Origin of the sequence: Bacillus sp. FJAT-52991, assembly GCF_037201805.1 — a bacterium.
GTDB lineage: Bacteria > Bacillota > Bacilli > Bacillales > Domibacillaceae > Bacillus_CE > Bacillus_CE kandeliae.
In genome coordinates this window covers 3,019,806-3,033,185 of sequence record NZ_CP147404.1, presented here as the reverse complement: position 1 = coordinate 3,033,185, position 13,380 = coordinate 3,019,806, and the positions used below count along the sequence as shown (strand labels likewise).

The 13,380-nt window shown below is 40.0% G+C and carries 14 protein-coding genes; all 14 read left to right on the top strand.

What is annotated here, in order from left to right; genetic code table 11:
- Nucleotides 1-10 precede the first annotated feature (10 nt).
- The 14 genes from WDJ61_RS15640 to WDJ61_RS15575 all read left to right on the top strand — a co-directional run bounded on the left by WDJ61_RS15640 (nt 11) and on the right by WDJ61_RS15575 (nt 13,377).
- Complete coding sequence (locus WDJ61_RS15640; RefSeq protein ID WP_338751349.1) at nt 11-1,201, top strand: ABC transporter permease; 1,191 nt, start codon at nt 11-13, stop codon at nt 1,199-1,201.
- A gap of 12 nt (nt 1,202-1,213) precedes the next feature.
- The gene (locus tag WDJ61_RS15635; RefSeq protein ID WP_338751347.1) at nt 1,214-2,335 is read left to right on the top strand and encodes an ABC transporter permease; all 1,122 of its coding nucleotides are present in this window, start codon (nt 1,214-1,216) and stop codon (nt 2,333-2,335) included.
- A gap of 369 nt (nt 2,336-2,704) precedes the next feature.
- Entirely contained in the window at nt 2,705-3,817 is a 1,113-nt protein-coding gene (locus WDJ61_RS15630; RefSeq protein WP_338751345.1) for an ABC transporter substrate-binding protein, read from the top strand.
- On the top strand, nt 3,807-4,646 hold the full coding sequence (locus WDJ61_RS15625) for an alkaline phosphatase family protein (protein ID WP_338751343.1): 840 nt from the start codon (nt 3,807-3,809) through the stop codon (nt 4,644-4,646). Before WDJ61_RS15630 ends, WDJ61_RS15625 begins: the two co-directional genes overlap by 11 nt.
- A 101-nt stretch (nt 4,647-4,747) precedes the next feature.
- A complete protein-coding gene (locus WDJ61_RS15620; RefSeq protein WP_338754820.1) occupies nt 4,748-5,593 on the top strand; it encodes an ABC transporter permease in 846 nt (281 codons plus the stop codon).
- On the top strand, nt 5,590-6,459 hold the full coding sequence (locus WDJ61_RS15615; RefSeq protein WP_338751341.1) for an ABC transporter permease: 870 nt from the start codon (nt 5,590-5,592) through the stop codon (nt 6,457-6,459). Before WDJ61_RS15620 ends, WDJ61_RS15615 begins: the two co-directional genes overlap by 4 nt.
- Nucleotides 6,459-7,472, top strand: a complete 1,014-nt coding sequence (locus WDJ61_RS15610; RefSeq protein WP_338751339.1) for an ABC transporter ATP-binding protein — start codon at nt 6,459-6,461, stop codon at nt 7,470-7,472. Before WDJ61_RS15615 ends, WDJ61_RS15610 begins: the two co-directional genes overlap by 1 nt.
- A gap of 24 nt (nt 7,473-7,496) precedes the next feature.
- Complete coding sequence (locus WDJ61_RS15605; protein WP_338751337.1) at nt 7,497-8,279, top strand: DeoR/GlpR family DNA-binding transcription regulator; 783 nt, start codon at nt 7,497-7,499, stop codon at nt 8,277-8,279.
- A gap of 87 nt (nt 8,280-8,366) precedes the next feature.
- The gene (locus tag WDJ61_RS15600) at nt 8,367-9,239 is read left to right on the top strand and encodes a Cof-type HAD-IIB family hydrolase (RefSeq protein WP_338751335.1); all 873 of its coding nucleotides are present in this window, start codon (nt 8,367-8,369) and stop codon (nt 9,237-9,239) included.
- A 29-nt stretch (nt 9,240-9,268) separates the two neighbouring features.
- Entirely contained in the window at nt 9,269-9,607 is a 339-nt protein-coding gene (locus tag WDJ61_RS15595; protein ID WP_338751333.1) for a multidrug efflux SMR transporter, read from the top strand.
- Between the two features lie 31 nt (nt 9,608-9,638).
- Entirely contained in the window at nt 9,639-9,959 is a 321-nt protein-coding gene (locus WDJ61_RS15590; RefSeq protein ID WP_338751331.1) for a multidrug efflux SMR transporter, read from the top strand.
- A gap of 42 nt (nt 9,960-10,001) precedes the next feature.
- Nucleotides 10,002-11,342, top strand: a complete 1,341-nt coding sequence (locus tag WDJ61_RS15585; RefSeq protein WP_338751329.1) for a D-serine ammonia-lyase — start codon at nt 10,002-10,004, stop codon at nt 11,340-11,342.
- 156 nt (nt 11,343-11,498) lie between these two features.
- The gene (locus WDJ61_RS15580) at nt 11,499-12,131 is read left to right on the top strand and encodes a spore coat protein (RefSeq protein WP_338751327.1); all 633 of its coding nucleotides are present in this window, start codon (nt 11,499-11,501) and stop codon (nt 12,129-12,131) included.
- 73 nt (nt 12,132-12,204) lie between these two features.
- Nucleotides 12,205-13,377, top strand: coding sequence for a DEAD/DEAH box helicase (locus WDJ61_RS15575; RefSeq protein WP_338751325.1), 1,173 nt, complete (start codon nt 12,205-12,207; stop codon nt 13,375-13,377).
- The last annotated feature ends 3 nt before the right edge of the window (nt 13,378-13,380 follow it).

Here is a 13,380-nt window from a genome sequence, read left to right as displayed (position 1 = left end):
GGGGAGCGTTATGAAAAGTGTAACGATTGCATGGAAGGATGTCGTCACTTATTTGACCGACCGAAAAGCCCTCGTCATGATGATTTTGATGCCGATTTTATTAACCGCTATTTTAGGAGCAGCCTTAAAAGGTGTCATGGGCGAGAATGCCACCATTCCAGAAACGACCGTTGGAATTTATCAGGAGGATACGGATGTACTTGGAACGAATTTCGTGGACATGTTAGTGAAAATGAAGGATCTCAACGTAGAAAAAGTGTCATCTAAACAAGCGTTACAAAAGAAAATGGACGATGAGAGCATTGATGTCGGCGTGATCATTCCCGCTGCGTGGAGTTCCAACATACAAGAAGGAAAGTTAAAAAGTGTGACTTTGTTAGCTGATCCCAGTAAAGACACTCAGCTTTCACTTGTTCAGGCGATCACAGAGTCATTCACTGATCGTGTAACAACAGTTAGCTATTCGACGAATAAGGTGATGACGGAGCTTGCTATGAATTCTACTACTACACCAATCAATGCCGAAACAGCTTCAAGTATCGCCAAAGAGCTAGCTAATGAAGCGGAAGAGACATCCTTTGTGAAGCAAGAGCCGATCGAAGGGAAAAGCGTTTCTTCGATGCAATACTATTCGGCGGCCATGGCGGTTATGTTTTTACTATTTAATGCGATGCTAGGGGCCAAGTCGATTATGAATGAGCGACGAACGGAGACGTTAGCGCGATTAATGAGCACACCCACAACTAAAACAACGATCTTTATCGGGAAATTTTTAGGCACATTTCTTTATGCGATCATTCAATTTTCACTGTTTATGGTGGCCACGAGGGTCTTTTTCAAAGTGAACTGGGGCGACAATTTGCTGCAAACACTCACGCTTAGTATCGCTTATGCCATCGCCGTATCTGGGCTCTCGATGCTTCTTGCTTCCTTTGTAACGGATGAAAAAATGGCCGATTCAGTCGGATCGATAGGCGTGCAAATTTTATCTCTTCTCGGCGGGTCAATGGTACCGATCATGGTATTTCCAGAGGTCTTGCAGAAAATGGCTCTTGTTGCACCTAACACATGGGCATTGACTAGTTTCATTGATATTATGGCAGGCACAAGCTGGGAGGCGCTCCTTTTACCAATTGCCGTTTTGCTTTCATTTGGCATCGCATCCATCATCATCGGGACATGGCGTCTGCGGGCGCAGTGAGGGGGAGGTAACATGAGCAAAATATGGTCTATTTGTAGCTTTGAACTCTTGAAAGTCTTTCAAAAGCCGTCATCGTATCTAGTGATGTTCGGGATGCCGTTACTATTTACTTTGTTGTTCGGCAGTGTATTCAGTGAAGAGGAGCAGGAAAAAATAAAAATCGCGATGGTCGATGAAGAACAAACAACTTTTTCCACAGCTCTCACCGACGATTTGAAGGAAAATGATCTGTTTACACTAGAGAAAGTGAAGAGAACGACAGCGAAAGAACAGCTGCAGAACAATAAAATCTCAGGCATTTTAGTGATTGAAAATGGAGAGGTACTTTTTCATCATAGTCCAGCCTTTACTTCGGCAAGCACGATCGAGCAAATTGTGAACAATGCTGTTTCCAAAATAAACATTCAAATGCTTGCCGCCGAAAAATGGAGCGAGCACAGCGGTGAAGATGGGCAGCTGATGTTTGACTCGCTAACTGCTGAAAAACAAACGACGTCAGCGGTCACAGTGATCAACGCTGTTAGTCAAAAAGAACAAACCTTCATGACGGGTATGAATCAAAGCTCGGCAGGATTTTCGATCATGTTCGTTATGATCATGATGATGTCCGTCACAGGAACGATTTTAGAAGCGAGAACAACAGGTGTGTGGTATCGGTTGTTATCGACACCTACATCGAGGATGCAATTGATGAGCGGGTACTTACTTGCTTTTTTCCTGATCGGCTGGATTCAGTTCGCTATATTAATGGTGTCATCTTCGCTATTATTTGACGTCCATTGGGGAGATATGGTTGGTTTAATCGTGCTTACATCCGCTTTGTTAGTTTGTATCATCGGTTTAGGTTTATTTATCGCCAGCCTGGTGAAAACGATCGAGCAACAATCCGCTATTGGTACATTAGTGATCGTTTCCACCTGTATGCTTGGAGGTGTTTACTGGCCGCTCTCATTGGTGCCAGATTTCATGCAAACGATCGCCCAATTCGTCCCGCAAACATGGGCTATGAAAGGTTACACCGAATTGATTGTCAATGACGGCACAATAGCAGATATCGCCCTGCCAGCGACTGTCTTGCTTGGGTTTGCCACTATGTTTTTAGCCGTTGGGGTAACTAGAGTGAAGTATGAATGAGGTGGAAAGTAATGAATGTGAGAGCATGGAGCAATCACAAAATGGAAAGAGTGGCATCATTTTAGAAAAAGCTTGAGCAAAACACATAATTATATGGGTAGGATCTTGATTCAAGTGGTTCATCATGGAACCACTTGAATTTTTTTGTTTTTGATTATCATAAATTCCCATTTTATAAATTATCAATACCAATATGTCCAAGATTTGGAGGTTCATTTCAAGCACATGAATGTGTTTGTAAGAAAGGAAGAGCTAATTTACAAAACCTTAACAGCTAGTTAATGTGGAATTAATATTATTTAATTATGATTAAACCGTAATAAACAGCAACGAACATTAATCAATCCACATTAAAGGGAGGCACTTTTCGTGAATTACACATTCAAGAAGAAATGTTACAAGTCTATTCAAGCTGTGGTGTTAGGGGTAAGTGTACTAGGGTTAGCTGCTTGTGGAACCGATAAAGAGGAGGCTGCTCCAACTGTTAAGGATCCAAATTCATTAACCTTGAAAGAAATCGAAACAAAGGCAAAAGAAGAAGGAACCATTAATAGTGTCGGTATGCCTGATTCATGGGCTAACTGGGAAGAAACGTGGAGTGAAGTGACGAATAAATATAAATTGGAACACACGGATACAGATTTATCCAGTGCGGAAGAGATCGCCAAAATGGAATCTGAAGGTGAAAATGCAACAGCCGATATGGGCGATGTAGGGGTTTCCTTTGGACCCATTGCTGAACAAAAAGAACTAACGCTCCCTTATAAAACTTCCTATTGGGATGAGGTGCCTGACTGGGCGAAAGATGACAACGGAGATTGGGTTGTTGGCTACCAAGGAACGATTGCCTTCTTGACTAATAAAGAATTAGTAGATAATCCGCCGAAATCTTGGGATGACATATTAAAAGGAGATTATAAAGTAACAGTTGGAGATGTTCAGCGCGGTACACAGAATCAAATGGCTGTTCTTGCTGCTGCTATGGCTTACGGCGGTGATGAAGCAAATATTCAACCAGGAATTGACTACTTTGTTAAGCTTGCTAAGCAAGGTCGCCTTAGCTTAACGGATGCCAAGCCAGCTAACATCGAAAAAGGGGAAGTGGAAGTTGCTCTTGTTTGGGATTTCAATGCCCTTGGTTACGCTGAACAAATCAACCGCGATCAATTTGAAGTTACGATTCCTAGTGAAGGTTCAGTCGTAAGCGGCTACGCAACGATTATTAATAAATATGCCAAGCATCCGCATGCAGCGATGGCAACGAGAGAATATATTTTAAGTGATGAAGGACAAATTAACTTAGCTAAAGGATTTGCCCGTCCAATTCGTGATGTCGAACTTCCGAAAGAAGTAGCTGAAAAAATGGTTCCAGAAGAACAGTATAAAAATGCAAAACCAGTTGAAGATTACAAATCGTGGGAAGAAACAGCTAAAACGTTACCACAGATTTGGCAAGAAGAGGTGTTAGTCCATGTCAAATAAAGTAATAACAATTGTTGTTGATGGTATGAGATATGATAAAGCGTGTGAAGCTCTTGGATTTATTCAACATTTAGTTGAAACGAATCAGGCAGCACTTTATAAAGTAAAGTCGGAACTCCCGAGTCTTTCCCGCCCATTATATGAGGTGTTACTAACGGGTACGCCGGCATCAGTGAACGGAATTACGTCTAATCAAGCTGTTCGTCTATCTACAGAGAAAAGCCTCTTTCATCTTACGAAAGAAAACGGCTTAAGAAATGGAACGGCATCGTATTACTGGGTAAGCGAGCTTTATAATCGCGCGCCATTCCATTTTATAGAAGATCGTGATCAAGAGGATGAGTCTAAGCCGATTCAATATGGAAAATTTTATTGGGACGATGACTATCCAGATAGTCATGTGCTAATGGATGCAGAAGCCTTACGCAGAAAGCATGACCCGCACTTTTTATATATTCATCCGATGGGTGTAGATGTAAAAGGAGAGAATTTCGGTTCAGAATCGAAAGAATATCGTGAACAAATCTTAAAAGTGGGTAGTTTGTTAGCACAACTGTTACCAATTTGGATCAAAGAAGGTTACCATATTTTAATTACATCTGATCATGGCATGAGTGAAACGGGTAACCATGGCGGCATAACGGATGGTGAGCGTGATGTACCACTCTTTATCATTAGTCCAAAAGTTGAGCCTGGTGTTTACAGTGAAGTAGTTCCGCAATTAGCTTTTGCCCCGCTCGTTTGTGAACTGTTAAATATTGAGCCGTCCGATAAGATGATGTCATATCAATGGCCAGGTCTAAAGGAAAAAAACACGATTCACCAGTAAAGTGAAAAATGAAGGTTGAGTGGAATTGGTTTAACAGTACGTTCGTTAAACCAATTCCACAATTGTTAGAGAACAAAGAGGAGCGAGAAGTCTTGAGAAAAATGAAAAAACAAAAAGTTTACTTATTAGCTCTTTTACTGCCATTTATTATGTTTGTAATTGGGTTTGAAATCGGACCATTAGTAGCAATGATTAAAAATAGCTTTTATGCAGACGATGGAATAACAGTGACGATTGATCAATATCTCACTATATTTAAAAGTGAATTTTACTTACAAGCCATTCAAAATAGCCTTGTCATTTCCTTAGTTTCTGCTGTAACTTCTGTGATTATAGCTGTCATTGCAGCTTATTCCTTTACAAAGTTCTCACAAAAAATACAAAACCGTCTATTGATGGTCGCTAATATGACATCGAACTTTGAAGGAATTCCCCTTTCTTTTTCATATATTATTTTGCTTGGAAATAATGGATTGTTTACATTGCTTTTTGCCAAGCTTGGTTGGGATGTGTTTGCGGACTTTAATTTATATTCCTGGACAGGTCTCATTCTCGTTTATATTTATTTCCAAATTCCACTTGCCGTTATGCTCATTTACCCGTCCTATCAAGGAATTAAGAAACAATGGAAAGAAGCCTCTGCATTGTTAGGGGGATCGAAATTCTCCTTTTGGCTTCACGTCGGGATTCCCGTTCTTTTACCTAGTATTGTAGGAACATTCAGTATTTTATTTGCTAATGCGATGGGTGCTTACGCGACAGCCTATGCATTGGTCGGCAGTAACTATAACTTACTATCACTTCAAATTGCTTCGCTCGTTGCAAGTGATGTGGCATTAAAGCCTCAACTTGGTGCTGCGATGGGTGTTCTTTTAGCAGCAACTATGATCGGGGCGATGTGGTTCAATGAACGAATGATGCGTCGCATTAGGAGGGATTTACGATGAAATCTTCGTTGACGATTCATAAAGTAATTGTTGGATTATTAGTTATCTATTTATTAATCCCGCTTATCGGAACATTTCTATTCTCGATTGCTGGTAAATGGGATCATACCATTTTGCCTGAAAGCTATACAATCAAATGGTATGTTGAATTATTTCAAGATGAACGGTTTTATGATGCTTTTCAACGAACGCTGTTTTTAATTGTCATAACGGTTGGGCTTAGCGTTGTTATTATGGTTCCAACTATTTTTATCATCACAATCTATTTCAGAAGATGGGAAGGTCTGCTTCAAGCAGCGGCTATGCTTCCTTATGGAATTCCACCGATTGTTGGGGCTGTTGGATTAATCAAACTGTATTCAAATGGGCCGATTCAAATTGCCGGAACGCCTTGGATTTTAATTGGTGCTTATTTCATCACGATCTTGCCATTTATGTATCAAGGTATTCGTAATAGCCTTCGTACACTTAATGCCGTGCAGCTTGTGGATGCAGCGGAATTGCTAGGTGCTACAAAGTTTCAAGCGTTTCGCACAGTCGTGTTTCCCAATATTATATCAGGGATTTTAGTGTCAACCTTATTATCAGTCGCTCTTTTATTTAGTGAATTCGCTATGGCTAATTTGCTTGTTGGAGGCAGATTTGAAACGCTTCAAATTTATCTATCAGACAAGTTAAATAGCAGCGGTCACTTAACGAGTGCCATTGTGATTACGTATTATTCCGTGATTTTACTATTAACGGGAACTGTATTGAAACTGACGTTTAGAAACGAAAAAAATCCTGTGCCAAATAAAAGTCGTGTTCTTTCATTTCTTAAAAAACAAACCCGCCATAAAAAAACTGCTTTAGAAGGTGAAAATTAATGAGCTATGTAACCATTGATCGAGTGATGAAGAAGTATGAAGGTCAAGTTGTTTTAAATAATATCTCTTTAACTTTAGAAAAAGGAGAATTTGCCACACTACTTGGGCAAAGTGGATGCGGGAAGAGTACATTACTGCGTTCAATTGCAGGGCTTGAGGATGTTGATCAAGGAAGAGTCTTAATTGATGGAAAAGATATTACTCATTTATCACCGCGTCAACGTGAAGTCGGTATGGTGTTTCAATCTTACGCCCTTTTCCCTAATATGACGGTTTTTGATAATATTGCGTACGGTCTTAGAATGAAAAAGGTAAAAAATATGAAATCAAAAGTAAAAAAGATGATTGAGATGGTTGATTTAATAGGAAAAGAAGAGTCTTATCCTCATCAATTATCTGGCGGACAACAGCAGAGGGTCGCTCTTGCCCGTGCGCTTGTGATGGAGCCGAAAGTGTTGCTTTTGGATGAGCCATTAAGCGCATTGGACGCCAAAATTAGAAAAAGTTTGCAAAAGGAATTAAAAAGAATACAAAAAGAATTAGATATTACCACTATTTTTGTGACACATGATCAGGAAGAAGCAATGACGATGTCTGATCGGATCTTCGTCATGAATAAAGGGAATATTGAACAATCCGGTTCTCCATCAGAAATTTATACATCGCCAGTCAATACATTTGTTGCAAAATTCATTGGCAATTATAATGTATTAAATATGGAAAATTTCCGCAAGCTTGTGCGAAGCACCGAGTTAAAAGGGAATGAAGTGGCTTTTCGTCCAGAAGTGTTAACATTGCTTCCTATAGGAGAAGAGAGCATGGATGTACAAGAGAACTGGCGACTGAAAGGGTTTATTAAAGATATTTCTATGACAGGGAATGTATTAAGATATGAAGTAGAAACAGAAGAGTTTTCTTTCCACGTAGACTATCTTCACCAACGAGGGGCAATGTTTGAACAAGGATCACGGATTCAAGTTATACTTCCGAAGAAGGAATGCCTGATTTTATAAGCGATTATTGATGGGGGCGGAAATATGTCTGTTTTACCAGAAGAAAGAAAAAATAAAATATTAAAAGAACTTAATAAAACTGGAAAAGTAAAAGTCGTGGAATTGGTGGATCAATTTAATGTTTCAGAGGAAACGATTCGACGCGACTTGATGATGTTAGAGGAAAAAGGGTTATTAAAAAGAGTGTACGGTGGAGCCATTAAAATAGTCTTTGAATTTGAGGAGCCTCCGTTTATACATCGTACAACAGTGAACCAGGAAGCGAAAGTTAAAATTGGACAAAAAGCAGTAGAACTCATTTCCGATGGTGATGTGATTGCTATTGATGTAGGAACAACTATGCTTGAATTGGCCAAGTCGATTGAAAAGAAAAAGGATATTACGATCATTACTAATTCTTTACCTGTATCATCTGCGTTGACTGAATCACTCAATCAAGAAAGGTTCACAGGTCAAATTTTATTACTTGGTGGACAAGTCGATCCAAAGCACCAATCCATATCTGGAAGTCTCACCGAACAAATGTTAAATCAATTCAATATAGATAAAGCGTTTCTCTCAGCCGGCGGTGTGTCTACTCAAAATGGGGTGAGTAATTATCATTTGCATGAAACATTCGTTTCACGCAAGATGGTTGAAGTCTCCAAGCAAGTCATATTGCTAACGGATTCCTCCAAAATGGGTGTGGATACTTTTGGCAAAGTTTGGCCGCTAGAAAAAATCGATGTAGTTGTTTGTGAACAACCATTTCCAGAAGAGTGGAATGATCATTCGGAATTAAGAAAAATCAATTGGATTCAAGCATAATCAATTCGTAATACGACTAGTACGAGCAAGGTTAATGTGGGATAAATAAGTTAGTAATAGTTTGTATGAGAAAAGGAGTATTATATTATGAGTTTTATTGCCATAGATTTAGATGGAACATTATTAAACGACAAGAATGAAATCAGTGAAGAAAATATCAAGGCGATTCGCTATGCTCAAGATAGAGGGTTTGAAGTAGTTATTTCCACAGGGCGGGCTTATTTTGACGTTCAAACCATTTGCGAAAAAGCCGGGATTGCTCCATTTGTAATCGGGACAAACGGAGCAACCATTCATTCCAAAAGTGGAGAGTCTATTTCTTCTATTACGATAACGAAAGATGGTGTCGAATCTATTCTCCAATGGTTAGATGAACGGAATTATTATTACGAAGTGTTTACTGATAAAGCCATTTACACTCTTGAAAAGGGAAGAAAACATTTCTATAATGAGATTCAAAGTTTGAAAAGCGCAGATTTAGATGCGGATATGAAAGAATTGGTGGAAGTAGCGGAAAGACAATTTGATCAGTCTGGATATGTATTAGTTGAAAGCTACCATGATATTTTGGAGCAAGCAGAAGAATTCAACAATATTTTAGCCTGTTCTTTTGATAAAAAAAAATTAGAGGAAGCATGGAACCGATTTAAAAAGTTTGATGAATTGATGGTTGTTTCATCTGCCGATCATAACATTGAAATGACTAGTAGAAAAGCTTCAAAAGGACTGGCCCTTGAAAAATTGGCCAGCTTAATGAATGTCTCCTTAGATCAGGCGATGGCCATCGGAGACAGCAACAATGATTTATCGATGTTTGCAAAAGTTGGATACAGTGTAGCCATGGGGAATGCAAAAGATGACATAAAAGCTGTTTGTACAACAACAACCCTTAAAAACGATGAGAATGGGGTAGCGCATGCGATTTATCAATATATGGAGAACTTCGCGGTTCAAAAATAAGTGTTAACGTCGAAGGAGCGAAGGATCAAGTGGCATGGATATATATCATAATGGCCGGGTTTTTAGAAATTATCTGGGTGATCGGTCTTAAATATTCAGAAGGATTTACGAAAATGATACCTAGTATAATAACGGTCGCTATTATCATCTTCAGTTTCTTTTTGCTTTCTAAAGCTTTGCGTTCCATTCCCTTGGGAACTGGATATGCCATTTTTACTGGTTTAGGAACGATTGGAACAGTCATAATTGGAATGCTTTTTTGGGGAGAGGAAGTTAGTCCACTGAAGGTATTTTTTTTGTCTTTAATGCTATTAGGTATCATTGGGATCAAGTTGAGCCCAGAACAATCCCAACATCAAAAGCAGTGAAGCAACTTACACAAGGGTAGGGGATGATTCAATGGATTGGTTTTTTCTTTTGATTGCTGGCTTTGCCGAGATTGGTAGTGTAATAAGCCTAAAATATGCAGATGGGTTTAAAAAACTGATCCCCTCTGTCGCTTGTCTTATTTTTGGAAGTTTAAGCTTTTATTTTCTTTCTTTAGCCTTAACTTCTCTTCCAGTGGGAACGGCCTATGCGATCTGGACTGGTATTGGCTCTGTTGGAAGTGTGTTAGCAGGAATGATCTTCTTTAATGAACCTAGAAATGTAAGATCGATCCTATTCGTGATGTGTATTATTACAGGAGCTATAGGTATTAAAATGACTTCTGGACATTAATTAACAATAAGTAGAAATAGATGCCTGAGGAGGGAAAGAGCGATGAAAATCATTCAAGACTGGATAGAAAAATATCCTTTACTAAATGAGTTAGTGGCTACAAAGGAAGTATTTTGGTCAAATCCTAAATATCAATCGTTTCAAACGGGATTCAAACAACTATCACTTAATGAGAATGATGTAAAAGATGCCGAGGAAAGATTAAAACGTTTTGCTCCTTACATTGCCAAAGTGTTTCCAGAAACGAGAGAATTAAACGGAATGATTGAATCTCCCGTTGTACCCATCTCAGCTATGCATCAAAAGTTATCACATATGTATGAGCATCCATTAGAAGGAAGATTTTTGTTGAAATGCGATAGCCATCTTCCCATTTCAGGCTCTATTAAAGCACGCGGAGGCATTTACGAAGTACTGAAACACGCAGAAACATTGGCGCTTAAACATGGTTTGTTGACCGAAAATGACGATTATTCAATCCTTGATAGTGAAAAGTGTAGAAATTTCTTTTCACAATATTCAATTGCAGTAGGTTCTACAGGCAATTTAGGGTTAAGTATCGGGATCATGAGTGCCCAATTAGGTTTTAAAGTAACGGTCCATATGTCTGCTGATGCGAAAAAATGGAAAAAAGATCTTCTGAAAAGCAAGGGAGTAATGATTGTTGAATATAAGGAAGATTACAGTAAAGCGGTCGAAGAGGGACGAAAGCAGGCGCAGAGCGAACCCAATTGTTACTTTATTGATGACGAAAACTCTCGTGATTTATTTTTAGGCTATGCCGTGGCAGCCATTCGATTAAAAAAACAATTAGAAGATTTAAATGTAACAGTAGATGAAGACCATCCACTGTTTGTGTACCTTCCATGTGGCGTAGGTGGCGGACCGGGGGGTGTGGCCTTTGGTTTAAAGCTGATGTATCAAGATCAAGGACATTGCTTCTTTGCCGAACCCACACATTCTCCATGTATGTTATTGGGACTAGTAACAGGGTTACATGATCAAGTTTCAGTACAAGAGTTTGGAATTGATAACATCACAGCCGCAGATGGTCTTGCGGTCGGCAGGCCATCACGATTCGTTGGTCAAACGATCGAGCCTTTATTAAGCGGAAGTTATACCGTAAGTGATAATGAATTATTTAAGCTATTAACCGCATTGGCCGATACAGAAAATATTTACCTTGAACCTTCCGCATTAGCAGGTGTAATAGGACCGGTAAAATTATCGACTGAGCAACAAGGAAAAGAATATGTACAACAGCATCACTTGAAAGACAAAATGAAAAATGCTGTACACCTTATTTGGGCAACCGGCGGAAGTATGGTTCCTGCAGAAACAATGGACGAATATTACAAAAAAGGTGTCAAGTTATCGCTATAAAATGTTGGTCCATCACTTTAATTGATTAGCTTCCTAAAACTGTGTTTTTGGGGGGCTATTTTTTATGTGGAAAATTAATTATATCGTCCTGCATAATACCATCGTTCGTACACATACTAGCAGGGTACGGCTATCAATGAAGAGGGGGATGAATCAATGCAATTCCAAAGTGGGCAAACTCATCAAAATATGCAAACAGGGGCTGTGCCTCCACAATTGAATCATGGTGGTCATGAAGTGATGGATGTTCATGAAGTGTTATCGGGCTCGATCGGAGCGATGAATCAGTACACAATGCTGAGACAGTATGTCAAGGATCAGGAGCTGCTTGGTATTTTAGATCGACAATGCCAATTTATGCAGCAGGAGTATAACACGACGGTCGATTGTTTTCGTTCGGGTCAAGATCCCGCTGTTCCGACGCAGAGCTATAAGATGACACAGGATAATGATTTTATCTATGGACTTACGCCAACCCAACCGAAGAAGCCGATACAGTCTATTTCAGAAATTAGTGATGAGAACGTGTCAGGATTGATGCTTGGAACGGTGAAAGCTTCGGCTGCGGCAAAAGCGATGGCTGCTTGTGAAGTGACCAATCCTGTCGTTCGCCGCGTACTTGCGGATTCTGTGCCTAACTGCATTGAAATGGCGTATGAACTTTCCATTTATCAAAATAAGCATCATTACTATCAAGTGCCGCAATATTCCCAGCAGGATATGCAGCAAATGGCTCAAGCCTTTGTCCCTGCTCAAGGGAATCCTCAAGGCAACCCAACCACTCATTAAAAAAACAGAAACGCTGTCCTTTTACGAGGATGGCGTTTCTGTTTACTGGTATAATGAGAAAAGAGGTGAACTAATGAATACATTTATCAATTTAGGCATAAACGAGCGCTGGGCGAAAAAGCTTAGCGACCAAAGCGTAACGGAACCAACACCGATTCAGCAAGAAGCGATTCCGCTTTTATTAGACGGGAACGATGTCATCGCCCAAGCCAAAACAGGTACGGGAAAAACATTTGCTTTTTTACTCCCGATGCTTGAAAAAATAGATACGGAAAAAAGTTTTATCCAAGCGTTAATTGTGACGCCAACGAGAGAACTGGCCTTGCAAATTACGAATGAATTGCAGCAGCTAACGAAAGAAGAAGACTTGAATGTATTAGCTGTCTATGGTGGACAAGATGTCGACCAACAAATTAAACGGCTCAATCAACACATACATATTGTGGTGGGAACGCCTGGACGGCTGTTAGATCATATTCGTCGAGGAACAGTAGATTTAACGGATGTGACGACATTAATTTTGGATGAAGCGGATCAAATGTTGCACATTGGCTTTTTAGATGAGGTGGAATCGATCATTCGCGAAACGCCTTTCACTAGACAAACCGCTTTATTTTCAGCGACGATGCCAAAGGAAGTTCGGCAATTGGCGAAACGCTATATGCGCGAGCCGCGTTCGATCCAAGTGCAGAGTAAAGAGATGACCGTTGAAAAAATAAGTCAGTATGTGATTGAAACGACGGATCGCCGTAAACAACAGGCGCTTTGCCAAACGATTGACGAAGCCCAGCCGTTTTTAGGCATTATTTTTTGCCGAACGAAGCGAAGAGTTAGCAAGCTTTGCGATGAAATGAAAGCGAAAGGCTATAACATTGATGAGTTACATGGTGATTTATCTCAAGCGAAGCGGGAACGAGTGATGAAACGATTCCGCGATTGTGAGCTTCATTTGCTGGCGGCGACGGATGTAGCGGCTCGCGGGCTGGATGTTGAAGGAGTGACTCACGTATTTAACTATGATATTCCGCAAGATGTAGAGAGCTATGTTCATCGCATCGGGCGAACAGGGCGAGCCGGGGAAGAAGGAGCGGCCTATACCTTTGCGGCACTGAAAGACAAAGACTTATTGAATGCCCTTGAAAAAGGGCTTGGCCGTAAATTGGAGCGAAAAGAAGTAGAACTGGGCGACTTGCCGGTTGTCAAAAATAGCCGTTCTTCTAGTAAAAAGAATCACCGCAGAAAATAGTCA

What these genes read in the sequence shown, in the direction of transcription:
- WDJ61_RS15640 (WP_338751349.1), top strand. Translation starts at nt 11, where the DNA reads ATGAAAAGTGTAACGATTGCATGGAAGGATGTCGTCACTTATTTGACC.
- WDJ61_RS15635 (WP_338751347.1), top strand. Translation starts at nt 1,214, where the DNA reads ATGAGCAAAATATGGTCTATTTGTAGCTTTGAACTCTTGAAAGTCTTT.
- WDJ61_RS15625 (WP_338751343.1), top strand. Translation starts at nt 3,807, where the DNA reads ATGTCAAATAAAGTAATAACAATTGTTGTTGATGGTATGAGATATGAT.
- WDJ61_RS15620 (WP_338754820.1), top strand. Translation starts at nt 4,748, where the DNA reads ATGAAAAAACAAAAAGTTTACTTATTAGCTCTTTTACTGCCATTTATT.
- WDJ61_RS15615 (WP_338751341.1), top strand. Translation starts at nt 5,590, where the DNA reads ATGAAATCTTCGTTGACGATTCATAAAGTAATTGTTGGATTATTAGTT.
- WDJ61_RS15610 (WP_338751339.1), top strand. Translation starts at nt 6,459, where the DNA reads ATGAGCTATGTAACCATTGATCGAGTGATGAAGAAGTATGAAGGTCAA.
- WDJ61_RS15605 (WP_338751337.1), top strand. Translation starts at nt 7,497, where the DNA reads ATGTCTGTTTTACCAGAAGAAAGAAAAAATAAAATATTAAAAGAACTT.
- WDJ61_RS15600 (WP_338751335.1), top strand. Translation starts at nt 8,367, where the DNA reads ATGAGTTTTATTGCCATAGATTTAGATGGAACATTATTAAACGACAAG.
- WDJ61_RS15590 (WP_338751331.1), top strand. Translation starts at nt 9,639, where the DNA reads ATGGATTGGTTTTTTCTTTTGATTGCTGGCTTTGCCGAGATTGGTAGT.
- WDJ61_RS15585 (WP_338751329.1), top strand. Translation starts at nt 10,002, where the DNA reads ATGAAAATCATTCAAGACTGGATAGAAAAATATCCTTTACTAAATGAG.
- WDJ61_RS15580 (WP_338751327.1), top strand. Translation starts at nt 11,499, where the DNA reads ATGCAATTCCAAAGTGGGCAAACTCATCAAAATATGCAAACAGGGGCT.
- WDJ61_RS15575 (WP_338751325.1), top strand. Translation starts at nt 12,205, where the DNA reads ATGAATACATTTATCAATTTAGGCATAAACGAGCGCTGGGCGAAAAAG.